General features: G+C 71.1%; 21 protein-coding genes and 1 pseudogene. 16 read left to right on the forward strand and 6 right to left on the reverse strand.

Translation table 11 applies throughout. From position 1 onward, the window contains the following. Nucleotides 1–195 precede the first annotated feature (195 nt). Nucleotides 196–1,416, reverse strand: a complete 1,221-nt coding sequence (locus J7E86_RS04610; RefSeq protein ID WP_215080008.1) for a glycosyltransferase — start codon at nucleotides 1,414–1,416, stop codon at nucleotides 196–198. 16 nt (nucleotides 1,417–1,432) lie between these two features. Between J7E86_RS04610 and J7E86_RS04615 the strand changes: the two genes are divergently transcribed. From J7E86_RS04615 to J7E86_RS04630, 4 genes are all read left to right on the forward strand, one after another. Continuing rightward, nucleotides 1,433–2,230, forward strand: a complete 798-nt coding sequence (locus tag J7E86_RS04615) for a glutamate racemase (RefSeq protein ID WP_215080010.1) — start codon at nucleotides 1,433–1,435, stop codon at nucleotides 2,228–2,230. A gap of 65 nt (nucleotides 2,231–2,295) precedes the next feature. Continuing rightward, nucleotides 2,296–2,901, forward strand: a complete 606-nt coding sequence (locus J7E86_RS04620; protein ID WP_215080012.1) for a hypothetical protein — start codon at nucleotides 2,296–2,298, stop codon at nucleotides 2,899–2,901. 289 nt (nucleotides 2,902–3,190) lie between these two features. Continuing rightward, entirely contained in the window at nucleotides 3,191–3,724 is a 534-nt protein-coding gene (locus J7E86_RS04625; protein WP_215080015.1) for an NUDIX domain-containing protein, read from the forward strand. 135 nt (nucleotides 3,725–3,859) lie between these two features. Then, on the forward strand, nucleotides 3,860–5,275 hold the full coding sequence (locus J7E86_RS04630) for an FAD-dependent monooxygenase (protein ID WP_215080017.1): 1,416 nt from the start codon (nucleotides 3,860–3,862) through the stop codon (nucleotides 5,273–5,275). Between the two features lie 104 nt (nucleotides 5,276–5,379). Here the strand turns inward: J7E86_RS04630 and J7E86_RS04635 are convergent, their stop codons facing one another. Continuing rightward, the gene (locus tag J7E86_RS04635) at nucleotides 5,380–6,681 is read right to left on the reverse strand and encodes a phosphatase PAP2 family protein (protein ID WP_215080024.1); all 1,302 of its coding nucleotides are present in this window, start codon (nucleotides 6,679–6,681) and stop codon (nucleotides 5,380–5,382) included. 617 nt (nucleotides 6,682–7,298) lie between these two features. Between J7E86_RS04635 and J7E86_RS04640 the strand changes: the two genes are divergently transcribed. Together J7E86_RS04640 and J7E86_RS04645 are read left to right on the forward strand one after the other, a co-directional pair. Further along, complete coding sequence (locus J7E86_RS04640; RefSeq protein ID WP_215080026.1) at nucleotides 7,299–8,147, forward strand: putative RNA methyltransferase; 849 nt, start codon at nucleotides 7,299–7,301, stop codon at nucleotides 8,145–8,147. A 19-nt stretch (nucleotides 8,148–8,166) separates the two neighbouring features. After that, nucleotides 8,167–8,271, forward strand: a pseudogene (locus J7E86_RS04645) (IS5/IS1182 family transposase); the annotation flags it as partial. Nucleotides 8,272–8,471: 200 nt separating this feature from the next. On the opposite strand, the gene J7E86_RS04650 reads toward J7E86_RS04645, so the two are convergent. The 4 genes from J7E86_RS04650 to J7E86_RS04665 form a co-directional block, all read right to left on the reverse strand. Next, nucleotides 8,472–9,371, reverse strand: a complete 900-nt coding sequence (locus J7E86_RS04650) for a glycosyltransferase (RefSeq protein WP_215080028.1) — start codon at nucleotides 9,369–9,371, stop codon at nucleotides 8,472–8,474. A 29-nt stretch (nucleotides 9,372–9,400) separates the two neighbouring features. Then, complete coding sequence (locus J7E86_RS04655; RefSeq protein WP_215080030.1) at nucleotides 9,401–9,625, reverse strand: hypothetical protein; 225 nt, start codon at nucleotides 9,623–9,625, stop codon at nucleotides 9,401–9,403. Beyond that, nucleotides 9,585–10,832 carry an NAD-dependent epimerase/dehydratase family protein gene (locus tag J7E86_RS04660; RefSeq protein WP_215080032.1) on the reverse strand — a complete coding sequence of 416 codons (1,248 nt, stop codon included), beginning with the start codon at nucleotides 10,830–10,832 and terminating at the stop codon, nucleotides 9,585–9,587. The genes J7E86_RS04655 and J7E86_RS04660 overlap by 41 nt, the downstream gene beginning before the upstream one ends. A 183-nt stretch (nucleotides 10,833–11,015) precedes the next feature. Next, entirely contained in the window at nucleotides 11,016–11,474 is a 459-nt protein-coding gene (locus J7E86_RS04665; protein ID WP_215080035.1) for a MarR family winged helix-turn-helix transcriptional regulator, read from the reverse strand. A gap of 109 nt (nucleotides 11,475–11,583) precedes the next feature. Between J7E86_RS04665 and J7E86_RS04670 the strand changes: the two genes are divergently transcribed. The 10 genes from J7E86_RS04670 to J7E86_RS04715 all read left to right on the forward strand — a co-directional run bounded on the left by J7E86_RS04670 (nucleotide 11,584) and on the right by J7E86_RS04715 (nucleotide 22,782). Next, complete coding sequence (locus J7E86_RS04670; RefSeq protein ID WP_215080037.1) at nucleotides 11,584–11,913, forward strand: rhodanese-like domain-containing protein; 330 nt, start codon at nucleotides 11,584–11,586, stop codon at nucleotides 11,911–11,913. A 38-nt stretch (nucleotides 11,914–11,951) separates the two neighbouring features. Beyond that, nucleotides 11,952–12,527, forward strand: a complete 576-nt coding sequence (locus J7E86_RS04675; RefSeq protein WP_215080039.1) for a YceI family protein — start codon at nucleotides 11,952–11,954, stop codon at nucleotides 12,525–12,527. A gap of 847 nt (nucleotides 12,528–13,374) precedes the next feature. Beyond that, complete coding sequence (locus tag J7E86_RS04680) at nucleotides 13,375–14,574, forward strand: pyridoxal phosphate-dependent aminotransferase (RefSeq protein WP_215080041.1); 1,200 nt, start codon at nucleotides 13,375–13,377, stop codon at nucleotides 14,572–14,574. Then, nucleotides 14,564–15,112 carry a DUF6190 family protein gene (locus J7E86_RS04685; protein WP_251018656.1) on the forward strand — a complete coding sequence of 183 codons (549 nt, stop codon included), beginning with the start codon at nucleotides 14,564–14,566 and terminating at the stop codon, nucleotides 15,110–15,112. The genes J7E86_RS04680 and J7E86_RS04685 overlap by 11 nt, the downstream gene beginning before the upstream one ends. After that, complete coding sequence (locus tag J7E86_RS04690; RefSeq protein WP_215080043.1) at nucleotides 15,109–15,936, forward strand: dihydrodipicolinate synthase family protein; 828 nt, start codon at nucleotides 15,109–15,111, stop codon at nucleotides 15,934–15,936. The genes J7E86_RS04685 and J7E86_RS04690 overlap by 4 nt, the downstream gene beginning before the upstream one ends. Beyond that, a complete protein-coding gene (locus J7E86_RS04695; RefSeq protein WP_308312468.1) occupies nucleotides 15,933–16,766 on the forward strand; it encodes an iron-containing redox enzyme family protein in 834 nt (277 codons plus the stop codon). Before J7E86_RS04690 ends, J7E86_RS04695 begins: the two co-directional genes overlap by 4 nt. Beyond that, the gene (locus J7E86_RS04700; protein WP_215080046.1) at nucleotides 16,763–17,050 is read left to right on the forward strand and encodes a Rieske (2Fe-2S) protein; all 288 of its coding nucleotides are present in this window, start codon (nucleotides 16,763–16,765) and stop codon (nucleotides 17,048–17,050) included. The genes J7E86_RS04695 and J7E86_RS04700 overlap by 4 nt, the downstream gene beginning before the upstream one ends. Then, a complete protein-coding gene (locus tag J7E86_RS04705; protein ID WP_215080048.1) occupies nucleotides 17,047–18,141 on the forward strand; it encodes a class I SAM-dependent methyltransferase in 1,095 nt (364 codons plus the stop codon). The genes J7E86_RS04700 and J7E86_RS04705 overlap by 4 nt, the downstream gene beginning before the upstream one ends. A 49-nt stretch (nucleotides 18,142–18,190) precedes the next feature. Continuing rightward, nucleotides 18,191–22,000: a multicopper oxidase domain-containing protein gene (locus tag J7E86_RS04710; protein WP_215080050.1), complete on the forward strand. Its 3,810-nt coding sequence runs from the start codon at nucleotides 18,191–18,193 to the stop codon at nucleotides 21,998–22,000. Then, nucleotides 21,997–22,782 carry a DsbA family protein gene (locus J7E86_RS04715; protein ID WP_215080052.1) on the forward strand — a complete coding sequence of 262 codons (786 nt, stop codon included), beginning with the start codon at nucleotides 21,997–21,999 and terminating at the stop codon, nucleotides 22,780–22,782. The genes J7E86_RS04710 and J7E86_RS04715 overlap by 4 nt, the downstream gene beginning before the upstream one ends. Nucleotides 22,783–22,847 lie beyond the last annotated feature (65 nt).

Raw genomic sequence — 22,847 nt, forward strand, 5'->3', positions numbered from 1 at the left:
CGTCGTCGTGCGCACCACCGCTGCGCGGTGGTGTCCTCAGTCTCCCCCAGCTACCGCTGGGGGTGCCCCCAACGGGCTGAGATCGGCTGAGCTCAGCCACGATCCAGCCTGTCCGGCGCTTGAGGACGCGCCCGCAGGGCGCCCGCCGCCGCAGGCGGCAAAGCCGGCCCGCAGCCGAAGATCCGCCGGACACGGCTAGGGCGCGGCCTCGGGACGGGCGTACGTCCGTCCCTTCCAGGCCGCGCCCCGGCCCCGGTAGTGCCGGGCCGCCGAGTCCACGGTCATCAGCAGGTACAGCAGGGCCGTGCACGGCAGCAGCGGCGCCAGCGCCACCGGCTGCCGGTAGTAGCGCAGCATCGGCAGATACGTCCCGGTCATCACGGCCCACGCGGCGGCGCCGGTCAGCAGCGGGACGACGTCACCGGTCAGGGCCCCGGCCACCACGGCCACCGGCGGTGCCAGATAGATCACCACCATCCCGGCGACCGTCCCGAGGAGCAGCAGCGGGTTGTGCCGCAGCTGCGCGTACGCGCTGCGCGCGACCATCCGCCACAGCGGCCCCAGCCCCGGATACGGGCGCACGCTGTCCACCCGGTCGGCGAGTCCCAGCCAGATCCGGCCCCCGGTCCGCCGCACCGCCCGCGCCAGCGACACGTCGTCGATGACCGCCTGGCGGATGCTGTCCGGGACCCCGGCCCGCTCCGCCGCCTCCCGGCGCAGCAGCACGCACCCGCCGGCCGCCGCCGCGGTGCGCCCGCCCGGCCGGTTGATCCAGCGGAACGGATACAGCTGCGCGAAGAAGTACACGAACGCCGGAACGACCAGCCGCTCCCAGAAGGTCGTCACCCGCAGCCGCGCCATGAGCGACACCAGGTCCAGGCCGTCCGACCGCGCCACCGACACCAGCCGGCGCAGGCTGTCCGGGGCGTGCGCGATGTCCGCGTCCGTGAGCAGCAGGTACTCCGCGTCCGTACGGGCACGGGCCAGCGCCATGCCGTGCCGCACCGCCCACAGCTTGCCGGTCCAGCCGGGAGGCGGCTCACCGGGGGAGTCCACCGTCAGCGGCAGCCCGCCCGCCTCCCGCGCCAGGGCGCGGGCCAGCTCACCGGTCCCGTCCGTACTGCCGTCGTCGACGAGGAAGATCCGCGCCGGTCCCGGATAGTCCTGGGCGAGCAGCGACGGCAGGCTCGACGGCAGCACCCCGGCCTCGTCCCGGGCGGGGACCACGACCGCCACCGCGGGCCATTCCCCGGGCGGCATCCGGTCCGGCAGCCGGACGTCCGTACGCCAGAAGAACCCCTGTCCCAGCAGCAGCCACGCCCACGCGGCCAGAGAACCCGTCGTGATCCAAGTCAGCGCGCTCACCCGCCGCAGTCTGCCGCACCCGGCCCCTTCGCGCGGGGGATCGACGCTCATCCATTAAAGTGATCGGGTGAAGATCGCGCTCATGGACTCCGGCATCGGCCTACTGGCGGCGGCAGCCGCCGCGCACCGGCTGCGACCCGACGCCGATCTGGTCCTCTCGGCCAACCCCGACAGCATGCCGTGGGGCCCCCGTACCCCCGACGACGTCATCGCGCACGCCCTGGCCTGCGCCCGCGCCGCCGCCGCGCACCGCCCCGACGCGCTGATCGTCGCCTGCAACACCGCCTCCGTCCACGCGCTGGCCGCCATACGGGCCGAGCTGGAACCGGAGCTGCCGGTCATCGGGACCGTACCGGCGATCAAGCCCGCCGCGGCCGGTGGTGGACCGGTCGCGATCTGGGCCACCCCGGCCACGACCGGGAGCCCGTACCAGCGCGGTCTGATCCGTGACTTCGCGGCCGGCGTCGAGGTGACCGAGGTGCCCTGCCCCGGTCTCGCCGACGCCGTGCAGTGGGCCGACACCGAGGCCATCGACGCGGCGGTGGCGGCCGCCGCCGCCCTCACCCCCGGCGATGTAAGGGCCGTCGTCCTGGGCTGCACCCATTACGAACTGGTCGCCGAGCGCGTCCAGGCCGCCGTGCAGCCGCTCCTCGGCCCCGCAGCACCGCAGGTCGCCTTGTACGGCTCCGCCTCGGCCGTCGTCGCCCAGGCGCTCCGCCGCATCGGCGCGGTGCCCGCCCCCGACGCCGAGCCGACGGGCGGTCTCACCGTCCTGCTCGGTGGCCGCGAGTCCGCCATGGAGCCGGCCGCACTGACCTACGCCGAGGGCCGGTCGCTCATCGAGGTCTCCGCCGCGCGTTCTTGACCCGATCCGGTAGCGTCCGGTCCGCACTCCTGCCGCTGTGCCGGAAGATGAGTACGCTGCGTGCTATGAGGGACCACTCCAAGGGCCCGCAGGGCCACGAGGACGATGAGAAGCCGGACGCGGGCGGATCCGCCTCCCCGGCCGACGGAGCCGGCGGGCTCGGAGTCTGGACCGGCCGGGCGACCAACCGGATCCAGTGGCTGCTGGCCGCGGCCGGCGCCGCCTGCCTGGCGCTCGGCGTCGAGCTGGCCGTCGACAGCGCATGGACCTCGGGTCTGGCCCCTCTCGTCATGGCGGTCGTCGGCTGCGTCGCGGCCGGGCTGCTGATGCTCTACGGCACGCTCGCCTTCGTCCATGTGGCCGTACGGGTCGACGACGAGGCCCTGGAAGTGCGCTGCGGCCACATCGGCCTGCCGCGCACCCGCATCCCGCTCGCCCATGTCGTCGGCGCGGACTTCGCGCCCCGCGTCACCCCCCGCCAGTGGGGCGGCTGGGGCTACCGCTGGCGCCCCGAGAAGGGCACCGCCGTCGTCGTCCGCCGCGGCGAGGGCTTCGTGCTCCGCCTGGGGGACGGCCGCTCCTTCACCGTCACCGTGGACGACGCCGAGGCCGCCGTCCAGGTGATCCGCGAGGGTCTGCGCCTGGCCGCGCGGCGCGGGGCGACCGCCTGACCGGCCGGCCGCCGGTCATGGGGCACCACCGGGCCCACTACGCCGTGTCTGGCGGATCATGTGAGTGGGCGGCAGCGGGCCGTGTCGTCCGCACCACCGCTGCGCGGCGGTGTCCTCAATCGCCGGACGGGCTTGATTGTGGCTGAGCTCAGCCACAATCAAGCCCGTTGGGGGCACCCCCAGCGGTAGCTGGGGGAGATTGAGGACGCGCCCGCAGGGCGCCCGCCGCCGCAGGCGGCAAAGACAGCCCGCGGCCGAAGATCCGCCGGACACGGCCTAGGCTCGGCGCATGGCCACGCCCCCCTACATCCGAGAAATCCGCGCCGCCGTCGGCCACCACCTGCTGTGGATGCCCGGAGTGAGCGCCATCGTCCTCGACGAGACCGGCCGCGTCCTCCTCGGCCGCCGCGCGGACACGGGGGAGTGGTCGATCATCGGAGGCATCCCCGACCCCGGCGAACAGCCCGGCACCGCGATCGTGCGCGAGGTGTACGAGGAGACCGCGGTCCGCTGCGTCGCCGAACGCGTCCTGCTCGTCCAGGCGCTGATGCCCGTCACCTACCCCAATGGCGACGTCTGCCAGTACATGGACATCTGCTTCCTGTGCCGCGCGGTGGGCGGCGAGGCGCGGGTGAACGACGACGAGTCGCTGGAGGTGGGGTGGTTCGAGGTGGACGCCCTGCCGCCCATGGAAGAGTTCGCCGTCAGCCGGATCAAGCAGGCCACGGCGGGTGGACCCACCTGGTTCGAGGGCATCGGGGACGGGCGGGAGATGAACTCGTGCACCTCGCCGGGCGGTGTGCCGAGGCCGACCACGATGTGATCCATGCAGGGCGTCCTCCCCACCGGTCACCGATGGCCGGCACTGGGTGCAGGCGACCTACCGGATACCTGTGCCGGGCTGCTATCTGTGCCAGTGGCGGGATTCGGGTGGGGCGGTGCGGCAGGGGTGTGGACGATGCGGGTGGTGGTCCTGGGCGAGTTCCGGGTGGACAGGCTCGTTCCGCCGCTCGCACGGGGCGGTGCTGACGTGGTCGTGCTGGCGTTCGTCGGGCTGGAAGCGTTTCTGGGACCCGGTGTGGAGTGCGGGGTGCTGCCGACCGCACTGCGTGAGGGGACCCTGCTGCGGCTGCTCCGTCATTACGGCGCGGACATCGCCGTTCCCAACCTCGGCTGCGCCGGCCAGGAACAGTTCCTCCCAGATCCATCGCGGTTACGAAGCCGTCGCTCTGCGACAGCACGCGGACAGTGCGGAAGTGGACTGCGCGGTTCCGGCGGCGGCCCGGTCACCACCCGGGCCCGGTACGTGGTCGGCTGCGACGGCGGGCGCAGCGTCATCCGGCAGACGGCCGGCATCGGGTTCCCGGGAACGCCGGAGTCGATGACCGCGGTGGTGGGCGACTTCGCCGTCGCCGACCACGCCGGCATCGACCGGGCCCGCCGGCACGGCGTCCTCGTCGCACGGCTGGAGGCCGGGCTGACCCGGTTCGTGGTCATGGACCCGCACAGGATCCGGGTGCCCTCCACCGAGCCGGTGACACTGGAAGAGTTCCGCACCTCACTTGTCCGGGTGTGCGGAACCGACTGCGCGATCGACGAGCCCCGCTGGCTCTCCCGCTTCGGCAACACCACCCGCCTCGCCGAAAGCTACCGGCGCAACCGCGTCCTGCTGGCCGGTGACGCCGCGCACATCCACTTCCCCGTCGGGGCTCAGGGCCTGAACACCGGGCTGCAGGACGCGATGAACCTGGGATGGAAACTCGCCGCTCACATCAACGGATGGGCGCCGCCCATGCTCCTGGACAGCTACCACACCGAGCGCCACGCCGTGGGCCATATCGTCACCACCGGCACCCGGGCCCAGACGCTGCTGGTGGAACTGCCCCTCACCGAGCAGTACGGGCGTCCCGGCCGGATCCTGTGCGAGCTGCTCGACACCCTTCTGGGCATGGAGGAAGTCAACCGAAAGCTGGCCGGCCGGGTCTCCGGACTCGACACCGCCTATCCGCCCCTCGCCCCCTCGTGCGCCGGCCCCCTCAGCGGCCGGCGCATGCCGGACATCGCCCTCACCACATCAGACAACACCCGCGTCTTCGAGCTCCTGCACGACGGCCATTTCGTCCTGCTGAACCTGGAGGGAAACGGCGAATCCCTCATGCGGGCGCGGGTGGCGGACGGTCCTGGCCGGCTCGGACCCCTCCGCACGGTCACCGCTCACGCGCACGACACCCATCCGGATCTCGGCGGCGTGAAGGAAGTCCTCATTCGTCCCGACGGCCACATCGCCTGGGCCACCCGAACCACCGTCCCCCACATCCGCCGGACCGAACGGGCCCACGCATTGAGCACCTGGACCGGAGCCCCAGCCGGGTAAGCGAACTGTTGCACCCGCGGCCCGGTCAAGGTCTTCGCCCGCCCACGTTCAGCTTCCCGGCCCCACCCGGGAAGCGCTCAGCCCGCGACCTGATGCAGCACGACTCACACCAGTTCGAATTGCGGTTCCGGTTGCCGCGCCGGTGCGGCCTTCGGTTCCCACAGTTTGGTGGTCCGTACGTAGCCGTAGACCACCGAGGTCATCGCCAGAATGAGGAGTGGTCCGAACACCCACGGATGCTGGCCCATCTCCATCGGCAGATAGCGATACGACACCAGGAGCGCGGCGAAGACCGTGGTGCCGTATGCCACCAGCTGGATTCCTTGCCGGTCCCAGCCACGGTCGAGCGAGCGCAGCGCTGCCTCGATCGTGAAGGCGAACACCACGCCGGCAATGATGTCCGCGCCGTAGTGGTAGCCGAAGCCCAGCGTGGCGCCGAGCGTGGCGATCAGCCAGAACGTGCCCGCGCATCGCAGAATGCGTGGGCCCTTGCGGGAATGGATGAAGATCGTGGTAGCCCACGCTGTGTGCAGGCTGGGCATGCAGTTGCGAGGGGTGATCTCGTCGAACGACATCTGGTGCGGGGCACTGATCGGCGCCGGCGTGTTCGGCCACAGGTCGGCCACCGCCCAGTGCCCGCCGTCGGCGCCGTAGGCGAAGATCGGTCCGACCACGGGGAAGATCATGTAGATGGCCGGCCCGAGGAGGCCGATGACCAGAAAGGTGCGCACCAGATGATGGCCCGGGAAGCGGCGCTCGTCCGCCACGTTACGCAGCTGGTACAGCGCGACGACGACCGCGGCCACCGCGAGCTGAATGTAGACGTAGTCGAGAACATGGGTGCCGACCGGGCCGGTGGCCTTGACGATCCGGCCTGCCAGCCACGACGGGTTGCCCAGCGCGTGATCGGCGGTTGCCACGTACTGGTCGAGGACCGCCGGGCGGGTCTTGGACGTGATGAGCAGCCAGGTATCGCCGGTCTTGCGGCCGGCCACCAGCAGCAGGCCCAGCCCGACGCCCTTCAGCAGCAGGACACGTTCCCGGCCGGTGCGGCGCGTGACAGCGATGACCGCACAGGCCAACAACACCCACAACGCGCCGTTGCCGAACATCATCTTGGCGTCGACCGCCCACCGCACGAGGAAGAAGACGACGTCGATGCCGACCGCGACACCAGCCGCGATGAACCGTTGCCGCCAGGTGAGCACCACCATCATCAACGCCATGCTGGCGTACAACAGCGGCCCCGATTTGGGGGCGAATATCACCTCTCGCGCCTGGTTGGTCATCGGCCCCGGCAGGCCGTAGTGACGCGCGGCGATCTCCAGGGTGATGAGAAAACCGAGGGCCACCACACCCACCGCGGCCCACAGCATCACCCGTGGTTGACGCCACGCGGCGAACATGCTTTTGCAGTTTGTTCGCGAAAATACCCGAGATGCTCTAGATATCAATTGTTTGGCCGATTTGTTAGTTTTTAGCTAAATGGGTCACCCTTCGGGCCGGATGGCATGGTTTCCGGTGAAGGGTGGGCGATGAGAGTGATCGCCGCGAGCCCGAACATGCTATCGGAGTGGTACGGGTGGGTTTCGCTGGTCTCGGGTGGTGCGAGGGTCGGTCGGTCCTGCGCTCGATGATCCAGCATCTTGGGTGACCATGGAACTCTCGACACCCGGCGGGCATCCGCGGTGCGCCGCCCGCGGACCGGGACGACGACGGTGACCCGGACCAGGGCGTGTCTCGTGACTCCGGCGGTGCGAAGGGCTTCCGTCGGAGCTCGTAGAATCATGGCGTGGCATTCACGAGCACCCCGCACTACTGCTTCCTGTGACCGGGAGCGATTGAGGGCGACGTCGGACGGCGTCGCCCTCCTTGGTGTGCCTGCTGCGTGAACCACGTTCCCGGCGCTGCCCCCCCATCGGGGTCGCCGGACGCCGGGCCCGTTCCTTCTGCTATCCGGGACGGCGATTTTCTGAGCGCGTGCAGGCACGGTCCCTTCCTCCACCGTTGCCAGGAGTGCCTTGTGCCCGTGTCGCTTCCCCCTGCCCTCGAACCGTTTCTCGGCCTGCTGCGCTGCCCGATGTGCCGCGCCCGTCTCCGCCCCGACCCCGGCGCACTGCGCTGCCCAGCGGGCCACACCTTCAATATCGCCCGCCACGGCTACGTCAGCCTCCTGACCGGCGCCCGCGCCACCAGCGGCGACGACGCGGACATGGCACGGGCCCGGGACCGGTTCCTGACCACCGGCAAGTACGGGCCCATCCGCCAGGCTCTGGCCCGCCGGGTGGCCGATGCCGTGCCGGAACACGGCACAGTCGTGGACGTCGGGGGTGGCACGGGCTACTACCTGGCAGGTGTACTCGACCAACTGCCCGACGCCCGTGGCCTGGTGCTGGACACCTCGATACGCGCCCTGCGATCGGCGACCCGCTCCCACGAGCGAGCCGCCGCGGCGACCTGGGACATCTTCCGCCCCTTCCCGCTGGCCGACGCGACGGTCGACGTCGTGCTGGACGTGTTCGCCCCGCGCAATCCCTCCGAGTTCCACCGGGTGCTGCGCCCGACCGGCCGATTGGTCGTGGTGCGTCCTACCGGGCGGCACCTGACCGAGCTGCGCGGCCAGGTGCCCGCGATGGTCACTGTCGACCCGGCCAAGGAACAGCGCCTGCATCAGGCCCTGGCCCCCTTCTTCGAGGACGCCGGCACCGAACTGGTCGAGTACGCCACGTCCTTGACCGAGCCGGAGACGTTGGACCTGGTGGGGATGACACCAAGCGCACGCCACCTGAACCGCGCGGAGCTGCGCGAAGGTGCCCCCTTGCCCGACCAGGCCACCGTCTCCGTGCTGGCCACCGCCTACCGGCCTCGGTGACCACGAGCGGCGCACGCGCCTGCTGACCGACGAACAGGGGGCACGCCTGGCGCCCTGCCTTCCCCGCAACTCGTGGAAGGCGGGGCGCCCGTTCGCCGACCACCGCCGCATCGTCGAAGGGATCACGTCCGCCTGACCGGCTACGCCAAGCCCACGCCCGAAAGCAACACACCCGTCCTGGCCGGAGCGATGGCCTACCCGTACCCGCTGGTCACCGATCCGCGTACGCACGCGAGCGCCAGGCACAGGAGAATCCGTACGACATCCTGCGCAAGTACGGGTACTGGACGATGAGGCCGGCTTCGCCCTGGTACCGCGACGACGTCAGGTGCTCGGGATGGGCCGGTCGATCTGATCGCGGAGCCCGAGGCGCCGGACGAACCACGCGAAGTCGTACGGGAGCGAGGCCGCCAGCTCCTCGCGTCGGCGCCAGGCGCCGCGCTGTTCGAGCATGACGAGCGCTTCCCGGACGTGGTCCGGGAACTCCAGGGCGTGCAGCCGCACCATCTCCGGGATCATCGATTCGGGCAGGTGGGCCGTGCCGAAGCGCAGGCAGTTGTGGACGATCGCGGTGCGTGCCACGCCGAGAAACGCGGTGACCTCCTCCCTGCGTTTGAAGCGGTGGGTGATCTCGATGTCGGTGGTGTGCACGATCTCGGCGCCGGACCGCCATGCCCGGACGCTGAATTCGGGTTCGAATCCGCTGTAGTGGACCATCCCCTCGTCGTAGCCGCCGATGCGTGCGAAGCGCGCCCGCTCGATGACGGTTCCGGCGGAGGAGGCGACGTGGACATGGGGGAGGGGGCCGGGAGGGCTGGTGTTCCAGTGCGTGCCCATGTGCGGGATCACCAGGCGACAGCCGTAGCCGCGCCAGGCCGACGTCCGGTCCCGGATGGTGACGGACAGGATCCGGTCCGGACCGATGAGCCGTTGGGCCTCACGGTCCCAGCCGTCGGAGAAGCGCGTGTGCGCGTCCGTCACGAAGAGCACCCGGCCGCGGGCGTGCCGCGCGGCCAGATTGCGCGCGGCGCCCACTCCGAGATGCCGGTCGGAGCGGATGATCCGCACCCGGCGCCGGTCCGGACCGTCGGCGATCACGGGCCGTCCCCCGGGCGCCGAGCAGTCGTCCACGACGACGAACTCGATGTCGTCGGGCCCGGCCCCGGCCTCCAGGGCCGAGGCGACGGTCGCCCCGACCCTGTCGCCCTCGTCGCGCGCGGGCATGACCACGCTGATCCCGGGCGACGGCGGTGTCACAGGCCGATGCCCTGGGTGTGGGTGAGGGTGATCGGGATGGTGATCGTGAGGAACTCGCCCGCCGGCCGGGGGCTCAGGCGCTCTGCCTGGGCCAGCCGGTCGCGCTCGCCGGAGCACAGGCCGAAGCGATCGGCCAGGGCCTGGGGATCGTCACGCAGTTCACGCAGGGTGGTGGTGTCTTCAGCCGCCGCCAGCATGATCTGCCGCAGTTTGGGACTCATGTCGCTTTCCTTCTTCCTGTAGAGGGTTTGCCGTGAGGTTCTCGGCCGGCCCGGTGCCGCCCCGCCAGCGGACGGTGGGCGGGAGCCGGTCGGCGTGCGCCGTGACGCGGTCGGCGTGCGGCAGCAGATCGAGGATCATCTGCCGCAACTCCTTGCCGATGGGGGCGGAGGGCCGGAATCCCAGCGCACGCAGCTTTTCGCTGTCCGGGTTGTAGTAGTGCGCCTCCGCCTCGGCCCGCGGATTGTCGACGGTGGCGATCCGGGCGGGGATCCCCAGCGAACGGGCGGCATCCCGCACCAGTTCGGCGAGCCGGCCGATGGACACGACGTCGCGCAGCTGGTTGAAGACGCGGTACTCGCCGGGGGTGGGCGGGTGCTCCAGGGCGAGGGTGAGGCACTGCATCGAATCGGCCAGTGACAGCAGCCCGCGGCGCTGGGTGCCGTTCCCGTACGGCGTGATCGGATGGCCGATCACCGCCTGGCAGCAGAACCGGTTCACCGAAGTGCCGAACGCCTCGTCGAAGTCCAGCCGGCTGTTGAGCCGAGGATCGTCCGGCGGGCACCAGCTGCCGTAGACGATCCCCTGCATGACGTCGGTGGCGCCAAGTCCCCACAGCCGGCAGGCGAAAGCGACGTTCTGCGAGTCGAAGACCTTGCTCCAGTGGTACCAGGATCCGGCTTGCCGGGGAAACGGCATCCGGTCGCGCCGGCCGCGGAACTCGACGTCGAAGAACCCTTCCGGGATGTCCACGTCGGGCGTGCCGTACTCGCCCATCGTGCCGAGCTTGACCAGATGGGCGTCAGGGCAGTGCTCGCGCATCGCGAACAGCAGGCTCAGCGTGCCCGAAACGTTGTTGTGCTGCACGAAGTCGGCGTGCCGGAAATCGATCATCGAGTACGGGGCGGACGGGCACTCGGCGAGGTGCACCACGGCATCCGGCGCGAAGGCGGCCAGCGCACGGCTCAGCGCGTCATGATCCCGCACATCCAGGGACGAGAAGGGGAGGGACGTCCCGAAACGCTCACCGTAGGCGGTCAGCCGCTCGTCGATCGAGGCGATCGGAACGGCGCTGGCCGATCCCATCTCCGCGACCCAGGCCCGCCGGAGCATGGCGTCGGCACCGGCGACATCGTGGCCCCGTGCGGACAGGTGCTGGGCCAGCGCCCAGCCGAGATATCCGTCGACTCCCGCGATGAACACCCGCACAGCGCTGCCCTCCTGCCATGCCGGAGGGGCCGGGCCTGACCTGGCCGCTCCCTCCTGAAAGGGCACACAGCAAAAGAACCCATAAGGTAACGGTTATCGCCAAATTCCACTCGATCGTGTGCAAATCCGTGCGCGCCGAGCGGGACGGGGGGAGCGGCGACGTCAGGCGCTCGCCCCCTCCGCTCAGCGGAAATCGACCTCGTCGCGGCCGGCTCGCGAGACCTTCAGCAAGGCCGAGGCGATGACCTCGGCCTCGTCGTCCGTCAGGTACGTGGAGAAGTGCCGCTCGATGCCCCGCAGATAGACGGGTGCGGTCTCGCGCAGCGCGGTGCGGCCGTCGTCGGTGACGAGGGCCCACACCACGCGCTTGTCCGCGGTGTCCTGCTCCTTGCGGACCAGGCCCGAGCGGGCCATCTCGTCGACCAGGCGGCTGACGCGGGTGCGGCTGAGCACGACGCGTTCGGCCAGTTCGTTCATCCGCAGGCCGTCCGCGCCGGCGCCCTTCAGCTCCAGGAGGACGTCGTACCACGTCAAGGGGATGGTGGCGTCCCGCTGCACGTCGCTTTCGATGGCGCGCACGGCGGCGCTGTGGGCGAGCAGCAGTGCTCGCCATGCGTTGAGTCCGGTTCCCCTGTCGTTCACGGGGCAAGTGTAACCGTGCTTGTGTGCGCGCGCACGCACCTGTTAATGTGCGTACGCACGCAATGAGGAGCAGGTGCAGAAAACGCACCCTTCAGAAGGAGACCCGGCAATGGCTCGCACCATCACCCGCACCGAGGTGGAAGAGAAGATCAACGGCGGTAAGGCCGTCGCCGTCGAGGCGCTGCCCGCCTCCTACTACGAGGAGGCGCACCTGCCCGGGGCGCTCAACCTCCCGCACGACGCGGTCGACAAGCTCGCGCCCGGGCTGCTGCCCGACAAGCAGGCCGAGATCATCGTCTACTGCTCCAACGACGACTGCCCGAACTCGGGCATCGCCGCCCAGCGGCTCACCGAGCTGGGCTACGCGAACGTCTACAAGTACGCCGCCGGCAAGCAGGACTGGATCAGCGCCGGCCTGCCGACCGAGTCCGGCGCCTGAGCGCGCCGCACATCACCAACAAGGGGGGACACCAGCCCATGAGCAAGGAAACGGCACCCACGCGCGAGGTGAACGGCGCAGTAGTGCCGTCCGCCGGAGTCTGGAAGGTCGACCCGGGTCACACCGAAGTGGGCTTCGTCGGACGGCACTTCATGCTCACCAAGGTCCGCGGGCGCTTCACCTCCGTGGACGCCACCGTCGTGGTGGGGGAGCGGCCCGAGGAGAGCCGGGTCACCGCCGTCATCGACATGACCAGCGTCGACAGCGGCGACAAGACGCGTGACGATCACCTGCGGTCGGCCGACTTCTTCGACGTCGAGCAGTTCCCGAAGGCCACCTTCACGTCCACCTCGGTGACCTGGAAGGGCACCACGGGGACGATGACGGGCGATCTGACGATCAAGGACGTGACGCGTTCCGTCACGCTGGCGGTCGACTACCTCGGTTATGCCCGCGACCCCTGGGACAACGACCGCGCGGTGTTCTCCGCCAGCGGCAAGGTCAACCGCGAGGACTGGGGGCTGACCTGGAACATGGCCCTGGACACCGGCGGCATCCTGGTGTCGAAGGAGATCGAGCTGAGCCTGGACCTCGAAACGATCAGGCAGGTCTGAGGTCCGGAGCGCCCGGGTCGGGATCGACCTCATGCCCGTACAGGACGGTGCAGGCCCCTGGGGGGGCGTCCCGTACGGGCGGGCCGCGGTGTGCACGGCGGGGCTCCCGCCGTGCACACCTTCCGTCATGTCCGTGGCCCCACGCGCACCACCGGTCGGCGGCCTTCCTCATGCGACCCGGATCCGCGAAGTCGGCCCAAGTCCGGGCGAGCCCGCCGCTTCCGCCGCCGCATTCCGCTTTTCCATGGTCATTCGACTTCCCTTCTTCCCTAGGTAATGCGGACCCGTATTTCAGCCTTGTTTCGCGCTGGCGGGTGTGCCATAGTCCGGTCAACGGGCTCCGGCCCGGGTTACGGGGGAGGAAGCACCTTGTCTGCACGGCTCATTCGTGTGCACATCAAGGCGGCGGACAGCATGCGGGAAATCGCTGTCGTCGGTATGCCGCCGAATCACCGCCACCGGCATATGCCAGCTTTAGCAGCTGTGCTGTCGTCCGCTCAGGACGCCCTGGTCGTGGGTGAAATATGCCAGCACGGCATTCACCGGCCGAATGATCGCCGGATCGTGATCCGGCGCACCGGCACCGCCCGCGGAACGCGCCGCGCACGGCAACCCGCTCACCTCGTATAAGCCCCGGCGGCAGTGCGCCCGGCGGCTCCCGCGACGCCCGCGCCGCGTTTGTCGGCCGCCGTCGCGCGACGGCGCGCACCGCACCGCGCTGCCCCGGGCGCGCCCCGGACGAACCGTTCCCGCCGACAGCCGCGATGTCCCGGCCGTCTCCGCGGCCGCCGCGCACCGGCGGGTTCCCAGGCAGACCACCACATCGACGTGTGTGACCGGAGGAAGCATGAAACCGCACGGCACCACGGCCGGCCCTGGCAGCGTCCACGGCCCCGGCCTGCTCCCGGACCTCACGCAACACGAGATACAGGCACTGCGCACGCACTTCAACCTGGCCGACGCCCATACCCACCAACGGCAGTCCGCCGCCCAGCGCGAGATCGTCTCCCGGCTCCCCGAGCTGTGGTACGAGGCCGAGAACGGCCTCCAGGCCACCTACGAGCAGCGATTCACGGAGGCGTTCTTCCGCCTCCACGGGCAGCCCACCGCGCTCGCCAAGAACAAGACCCTGCTCTCCTACGCCGCGTCGATATCCACCATGGTCGCCGGCATGTACCTCAAAAAGCAGCGCATGGACGTCACGCTCATCGAGCCGTGCTTCGACAATCTTTATGACGTGCTGCGGAATATGGACGTCCCGCTGTATCCGATCGACGAGGCGGTACTGCACGATCCGGATTCCCTCTACGAGCGGCTGAGTCGCCAGGTCCGCACCGACGCGCTCTTCCTTGTCGACCCGAACAACCCCACAGGGTTCAGCCTGCTGAAACACGGGCGCAAGGGATTCGAGGAGGTCGTGCGTTTCTGCAAGGACCACGACAAGCTCCTGCTCATCGACTTCTGTTTCGCCGCTTTCACCCTCTTCGACCCGGAGGTCGCCCGCTTCGACATGTACGAGCTCCTGGAGAGCTCCGGAGTGCGGTACCTCGCGATCGAGGACACCGGGAAGACGTGGCCGGTGCAGGACGCCAAATGCGCCATGATCACCGCGAGCGACGACATCCGCAAGGAGGTCTACAACCTCCACACCAGCGTGCTGCTCAACGTCTCGCCGTTCGTGCTGAACATGCTCACCCAGTACATCGAGGACTCCACGCGCGACCAACTGTCCTCGGTGCGCGACGTGCTCGACGAGAACCGCGAAGCAGCGCGAAAGACCCTTGACGGATCGTTTCTGCGGTATGAGGAACCGGTCGTGAAGGTCAGCGTCGCCTGGTTCCGCATCGACCACCCCGAGCTGACGGCCACCGGGCTCCAGCGGCTCCTGTCCGCCGAGGACGTCTACGTGCTGCCCGGCCGGTACTTCTTCTGGAGCCAGCCCGGCAAGGGCGAGGCGTACGTGCGCATCGCCCTGGCCCGCGAGCCGAAGATGTTCGCCAAGGCCATGGCCCGCACGCGGGAGGTCCTCGACCGCCATGCCGGGTGACCTCCACGCCGCGCCCCACGACACCCAGGGCGCGGACCCCACCGACCCGCACGACGCCTACGCCGACGCCGCGCTGTTCATGGGCATGAACAGCGCGGACGACCGGGTGCGCATCGCCTGCAAGGCGTTCTTCGCGGAACGCCTCGGCGGCCGCGTGCGGATGAGCTGGGAGCAGGTCGGCCGCTGCGACGACCTCGTCTGGCACTTCCCGCGCCGACTCCAGGACGCCTACTACCCGTTCATGGACAACCTCCACACCGACATGCGGATCGAGCGGCAGGCCTACGAGCCGGACGACCTGCGCTGCGGCCTGGAGACACCGGCCTGGGCCGGCCTGCCCACACACGAGAGGCTGCTGCTGGGCATGGTGCGCAACCGCCGGGGTGTCCTGTACTCGGCCAGCCCGCGGCTGAGCGACCGGGAGGACCTGCCGGTGCGGGCGCCCGCCGCGCCCGGCACCGAGCCCCTGTTCCCCGAGCCGCTCGAACGGCTCTACCGCGCCTCCCTGGCCCTGCGACTGCCCGTGGAGGCACTGTGAGCACGGCGGGACGGCCGAGGCGCGAGGAGAGGTACACCGGTGTGACCGTGGCGCTGGTGACACCGCTGACCGACGCCGGTGAGGTGGCCCAGGAGGACGTCGCCCGGCTGGTCGCCGGCGTACGGCCGTACGTGGACGCCCTCCTGCCCGCCCTCAGCACCGGCGAGGGGTGGGCGCTCTCGCAGCGGCAGTGGTGTGAGATGGTCGCCGCCACTGTCCGCTGCCGCGACGGTCTGCCGGTGCTGGCCGGGATCGAGTGCCCGACGACCGGGGAGACCGTGGCCCGGGCGCGGCTCGCCGCCGAGCTGGGCGCCTCGGCGGTCGTGGCCCCCACCCCGTACGGTCCGGACGTCACCCAGGAGGAGATGTACCGGCACTACGAGACGCTCGGCGCCGAGGGCGGACTGCCCGTGATCGTCTATCACGAGCGCGAGGTCTCGGGGAACGACCTGCGCCCCGACACCCTCCTGCGGATCTGCGCCCTGCCCGGGGTCGCCGCCGTCAAGGACTCCGCCGGTGACCCCGCGGCGACCCGTGAGCTCGTCGCGGCCCGCCCCGGTGTCCCCGTGCTCCAGGGCCTGGAGCACCTGGTGCCGGAGACCGGCGGCGTGGACGGCCACGTGGCGGCACTGGCCAACGTCGAACCCGCCCTGTGCGCGGCCCTGTTCGCCGGGCCGGTGTCGCGGTACACCGCCGAACTCACCGCCGCCTGCGAGCGGCACGGCCTGGACCGCCCCGACTGGTACCGCGCGCTCAAGAGCGAGCTGTGCCGCCGCGGCGTGCTGACCACCGAACGGACCATCGGGACGGGAGGAGTCTCGTGACCACGCCCGCCCTCGCGGACAGCGCGCTGAGGACGCTGTTCGTCCACAACCGGTCGGTGCAGGACGCGCGGGTCGTCACCGCCATCGAGGACCTCGAACGGGACTGGATCGTCGCCCGTGTCGCGGAGCTGAGCGCCCGTACGCCCGCCGTCGCCTCCCGCGCCCAGTGGGTCGAGAAGCTGGAGGACCTCCTCGCCGAGGAGCGCAAGGGCTCCGGCACCGCCCACTACCTGGCGGAGGAGGCCACCCGCGCACAGTTCGCCGCGGTGGTGCGCGAGTTCGCCCTCGACGGCCTGACCGAGGCGCAGAACTTCTTCCCCGCCGTACCGCGCCTGCCGCTCAAGGCGCAGATGGCGGTGATGCGCGTCCTCATCGACGAGTTCGGCTGCGGCAACCTCCGGCAGGCGCACTCCCGGCTCTACCTCGATCTGCTGGCGGAACTCGGCCTCCCGCAGGACCTGGAGAGCTTCCTCGACACGACGTCCGACGAGACGTACGCCTTCCTCAATGTCTTCTACTGGCTCACCCAGCGCGCCCCGCACGTGGAGTACTTCCTGGGCGCCCTGGCCTACCTGGAGGCCAGCATCCCGCACGCCTTCCGCACCCAGGCCAGGGCCTGCGAGCGGCTCGGCATCGAGCACGACCGCTACTACACCGAACACCTGCACATCGACACCTTCCACATGAAGGAGATGCAGATCGCCATACGCGAGTACGAGGCGGCGCGGGGACTGGACCCGACCAGGCTCTGGATCGGCGCCCTGCTGCTGTCCGACCTGATCGGCACGGCCTTCGACGCGGCCGTCGAGCGGGCCCGGGAGGCGGCGTGAGCGGCGACGACGCGGTGGTCGAGGAGCTCGCGGACGGCGAACGGGTGCGCGTGCGCGTCGCCGGGCGCGAGTTCGTGATCGACGCGGCCTGCCCGCACCGCAAGGGCCGCCTCGTCCACGGCTACGTCAACCCGCGGACCCTGCGCATCATCTGTCCCCTGCACCGCTCCTCGTTCGACCTCACCACCGGCTGCGCGGTCGCAGGGCCGGCCACCGAAGCGCTGAAGGTGTACAGCGACGGGCCGGCCGACGACGGGCGGCGGAAAGGACGGGCGACACGATGACGGCCACCACCGCCACCGGCGCGCCGGGCTACGGCCCCGAACAGGTCTGGCTGCCGGCCTCCGAACAACTCCTGGAGTGGGGCGACGGCTTCCACTCCCTCATGCTCGGCGACGAGCTGCGCATGAACGCCTACCGGGCCGCGATCGCCGAGGCGGTACGGCCCGGCACGACCGTGCTCGACCTGGGCACCGGCACCGGCATCCTCGCCCGCTGGGCCCTGGAGGCCGGCGCCTCACGGGTCTACGGCATCGACTTCAACGAGACCGTGCTCGCGGAGGCCGTCGACCGGCTGAAGGACGCCGGCCACGGCGACCGCTTCCAGCCGCTGTGCGGGCTCTCCTTCGATCTCGAACTGCCCGAGCGGGTCGACGTCGTCGTCTCCGAGATCATGGGAAACCTCGCCGACAACGAGAACTTCGCCGAGATCCTCGACGACGCCCGCCGCCGCTTCCTGCGGCCCGGCGGCACCATGCTGCCCCGGCACGTCGAGAGCTACCTCGTCCCCGTCGCCGCCGAACGGGCCCACGCCCAGCTCACCGGCCAAGGGCCGCAGGACGCCGGCGGGCCGGCGGCCTTCGCCCGCCTGCTCCACCGCCGGGGCGCCGGCAGCCCCTTCGACCTCTACTACGACGTGATCGTCCCGCGGCGGCAGCACCTGGCCGCGCCCCGGGTCGTCAGGACGTACGACCTCTCGACGCCCGGCGGGACGGGGCGGCCCGACTACCGGGTGCCGCTCGTCTACACCGCGCGGCGGGACGGTGTGCTCACCGGCTTCAAGGGCTACTTCGTCGCCACGCTCTCGGACACCGTGGCGCTGGACATCTCCGGCGACGACATCGGCGCCCGTACCACGTCCGACAGCTGGAAGCACTGCTACCTGCCGATCGCCGAGCCGGTGCCCCTGCGCCGTGGCGACCGGGTCGCCGTCACGTTCAGCCGGTCGCGGCCCGCCGCCGCGTCCCCCGGCACGGACGCGAGCGGCCACGCCTTCGGCCAGGTCTACCGCTGGGAGGGCAGCGTCGTCTCGGCGGGCACGACCGTGGCCCGCTTCGCGCACGGCACGGACCGCCGCACACCTGCCCGTCCGTGATCCCGTACAGCCATCGAGAACAGCGCAACAGCGCCAACGGGGGAAACACATGGAAACCGACAACACCACCGAGAGCACGGTGACGGCCCCGGCCGCCACCGGAGGTCCCCGCACCCGCACCTACGACGTGGTCGCACTCAACGTCCCCATCGCCTACAACGCCTTCGGCGACCACGACCGCAACGGTGCCCTGTACGTGCTGTCCCGCGACGCCGAAGAGCTGCGCGCGGTCGCCGCGACCTGGCCCGAGCCGTTCCCCGACTACACGCGCGAACCCGAGCGCGTGCCGGCCCCGCACCCCAAGGCCAGGCCGCTCGTGCTGCGCGTACGCCGCGGCGAGCGACTGCGGGTCCGGCTCACCAACGAACTGCCCCGACCCGTCGGCATCACGCTCCAGGGCGTGCGCTACGACGCCCGGACGACGGACGGCACGGCCGTCGGCGCCAACCCGGACAGCAGCGTGCCGCCCGGGGAGGCCCGCGAGTACGAGTGGCTGTGCGAGCACGAGGGCGTCTTCCACTTCGGCGACATGGCGGACGCGCGCGGCGAGGGCGCCCAGAGCCACGGCCTGGTCGGGGCCCTCGTCGTCGAGGCACCGGAAGCCATCTGGACCGACCCCGTGACCGGCGACCGCATGGCGTCCGGCCTGGAGGCCGACATCCACCTGCCGGACCGCAGCTTTCGCGAGTACGTCGTCGTCATGATGGAGTACCCGAGCAACGACAACCCCGTGGCGCCCCCGGCCCACGGATCGCACGGCGGGGACCACGGGGACGACGGCCACGGCGGTGACCATGGCGGCGGACACGGGTCAGCGGCCGCCTCGGGAAGCGGTGCCGCCCCGGTCGCCGGGGCGGACGGTTCCGACACGCTGGACGACCTGGCGCCGCCCAACAACGCCATGCTGCCGGTCAACCTGCGCATCGAGCCGATGGAATGGCGGATGTACCAGTACCACAAGATGCTCGCGGACGGCGTGCTCGACCCGGTCCGCGACGCGCAGACCGGCGAGGAAATGCACCACAGCTCCTGGCTCTTCGGCGACCCGACCACCCCGGTCTTCCGCGGCTACCAGGGCGACCCCGCCGTCATTCGCCTCGTCCACGGCGGCATGCGCGACACCCACGTCTTCCACACCCACCTCCACCAGTGGCGGCTCGACCCCACCGACGAGAACTCGCCCATCGTGGACTCCGTCAGCATCAGCCCCCAGGAGGGCATGACGCTGGACCTCATCGGCGGCCTCGGCTCCACGCAGCGGGCGGTGGGCGACTCCATCTGGCACTGCCACATGTACGTCCACTTCCACATGGGCATGTGGGGCATGTTCCGCATCTTCGACACCCTCCAGGACGGCACCGGCACCTACCCCGACGGCACCCCCGTCACCGGCCTCCTCCCGCTGCCGCGCCGCGCCGCGCCCCCGGCCCCCACACCCGAACGGCCCGGCTTCCCGGCGTTCCTGGCAGACACCGCCACGTTCCCGCAGAAGAACCCGCGCCCGCCCCGCACACCGCACCAGCCGGCCGGCATGGGCCGCGAACCCACCGCGCTGGAGGCCAACGCCTTCTGCGAGGACCCGCAGCCCGGCGAGGCGTTCACCAAGATCGGCCCGGCCGGAGCCCCGGTGCGCCGCTACCACCTCGTGGCCGCCACCGGCACGCTCTACTACCACGGCGACGCCACAAAGCCGCACGGCACCACCTGGCACGATCACCACGGCATGTTCTACGCCCTCGCCGAGGAGATCGAGGAGGCCGGCGGCCTGGAGGCCTTCCAGCGGCAGCTGGCCAGCGGCGAGCGCACGCTGGAACCGCTCGTCATCCGCGCCCGCAAGGGCGAAGTGCTGGAGATGACCCTCACCAACGCCCTCCCGCCCGGCAAGCAGGCGGCGTCCGCGTTCGACTACGAGCTGCCGTTCCAGCCCGAATGCGGCCTGCACACCCACCTCGTCAAATACGACCCCCTCATCTCCGACGGCTCCGCCATCGGCTGGAACTACATCTCCGCGACCACCACCGCCGACCAGGGCGAGGAGGCGTACGGCCAGTACAACTCCTGGACCTACCGCTGGTTCCTCGACCAGGACCTCGGCACCGTCCTCTTCCACGACCACCTGCTCGCCAACTACCGGCAGCGGCACGGCCTCTTCGGCGCCCTCATCGCCGAGCCCGAGGACGCCACGTGGGTCTCGCCCCACGACCGCGCCGCCCCGTTGCGCCGCGGCACGCAGGCCGTGATCGAACGCGCCGACGGCAGCGCCCACCGCGAGATCGTGCTCGCCATCGGGGACTTCGTCCCGATGGTCCGGCACGCCACGGCCGCGGGCGCGACGGCCGGCGGGCACGACGGCGGGCCGATCAACCCCCCACCCAGCCCCGGAGCACCGGACGACCAAGGGGTCATGGGCGTCAACTACCGCAGCGAGCCGCTGTCGGAACGCGGCGGAGACCCCGCCGACTGGTTCGCCAGCGACGTCCACGGCGACCCGGGCACCCCCCTGCTGCGCGCCTACCCCGGCGAGGACGTGCGCCTGCGCGTCCTGCAGGGCTCGCACGACCTTCAGCACAGCTTCACGGTCAGCGGCAGCCGCTGGCGCGAGTGGCCCGGCCGCACCGACACCGCCTGGCGCGACCAGCAGACCTTCGGCATCTCCAACGTCGCCGAGCTGCGCCTCGACCCCACGGCCGGCCCCGGCGACCACTTGTGGGCCTTCGGCGCGAGCAATGACCTGTGGCTGGGTTGCTGGGGACTGCTGCGCCTGCACGACCGGCCCCAACGCGACCTGCCAGCCCTGCCCGGCGCCCTCCTCGGCCGCGACCCGCTGCCGCCCCGGCGCGCCCCGCGCCGCTACACCGTACGGGCGCGCTCCCGCGTCATCGCCTACAACGACCGGCGCACCGACCCCTACGGCCTCGTCTACACCGTGGACGGTGCCCCCGACGACGGCGGTCCCCTCGTGCTGCGCTGCCGCGCGGGCGAATGGGTCGAGGTCACGCTGGTCAACGAGCTGGACGGGCCGCCGCCGGCCAGTCCGCTCGACCCCGCCCTGATGGCCGAGGAGGACCCGGGCGCACGCACCCTGTCCGGCCGGGTGTCCCTCCACCCCACCCTGCTGCGCTACGACGTCCGCCACCACGACGGCGCCCACGTCGGCCGCAACGAGGACAGCACCGTCAAGCCCGGCGGGGCCCGCACCTACCGCTGGTACGCCGACGAGCCCGGCGTCGTCCTGCTGCGCGACCAGGCGGACGTCGTCAGCCACATGCGGCGCGGCCTGGTCGGCGCCCTCGTCGTCGAGGAGGCCGACGCCACCCCCTACGATCCGGTCACCGGCCGCGAACGCTGGTCCGGGGAGCAGGCAGTGGTGCGCAGGGCCCATGCGGAACCGGTCCGGGAGCTCGTGCTCATCACCCAGGACGGGCTGCGGCTCTACCACGACGGCGACCTCACCCAGCCGGTGACCGACCTGTTCTCCGACAGCCCCGACGACGCGGGGCAGAAGGCCTACAACTACCGGACCGCCGCCCTGCATCCCCTCGACCCCGCCCTCTCCGACCCCGAGCCGCCCACACCGCTGCTGCACTGCCGCCCCGGCGACCTGGTGTTCGTCCACCTGGCGGTCGGCGCGTCACGCATGCGCAACCAGTGCTTCACCGTGCACGGACAGGTGTGGGACGCTTCCGAGACCGGCCGGGGGACGTACGTCTCCACCATCGGCGCTCTGGCCACGGGCAGCACGCGCACCATCCGTTTCCGGGCCCAGTACCCCGGCGACTACGCCTACCGCACCGGCAACCTGCACTGGGGAGTCAGTGAGGGCTGGTGGGGTCTGATCCGCGTATCGGAGACACCATGAGTGCCGCACACCACACGGACACCGCCGACACCGGCCGCACCGCGGACGACCCGCGCCTGCCGGACAGCGACGACACGATCGTCGTCTTCACCGACCTGAACTGCTCCTTCGCCCACGTCGCGGTCCACCGCCTGCACGAGACCCGGCGCCGCCTCGGCCTCGAAGGCCGGGTGTGGTTCGACTTCCGCGCCTTCCCGTTGGAACTGTTCAACCGTGAGGTCAACGCCCGACCCGGCGTCGACTCCGAGATATCGGTGCTCGGCGCCGTCGAGCCCGACGCCGGCTGGCGCCTGTGGCAGGGCCCGGACTGGACGTACCCCGTCACCACCCTGCCCGCACTGGAGGCCGTGCACGCGGCCAAGGCCCAGAGCTGGCACGCCAGCGAACAGCTCGACCGCGCCCTGCGCCGCGCCTTCTGGGCCGAGGGCAGGTGCATCTCGCTGCGCCACGTCATCCTCGACGTGGCCGGCGGGACCGGCGCGGTCGACGTGGACCGGCTGGCCGGCGCCCTCGACACCGGGTCCGCCCGCGCGGCCGTCATGGCGCAGTACGAGGCGTCGCGGGACGACCGGGTCACGTGCAGCCCGCACATCTTCCTGCGGGACGGCAGCCACAGCGCCAACCCCGGCATCACGGCCCGCTGGATCGGCGGTGGCTTCGGCACCGGATATCCGTACATCGAGGAGGACCGGCCGCAGATCTACGAGGATCTCCTGACGCGTGCGGCGAAGCACTCCGCTTCCGCGGGCACCGTCGGCTCACCGGCCGCCCCGGTCGGCTGACGGGTCGTCTCTGCCGCCTGCGGCGGGCGCCCTGCGGGCGCGTCCTCAAACTCCCCCAGCTACCG

Source organism: Streptomyces sp. ISL-11 (genome assembly GCF_018614525.1).
GTDB lineage: Bacteria > Actinomycetota > Actinomycetes > Streptomycetales > Streptomycetaceae > Streptomyces.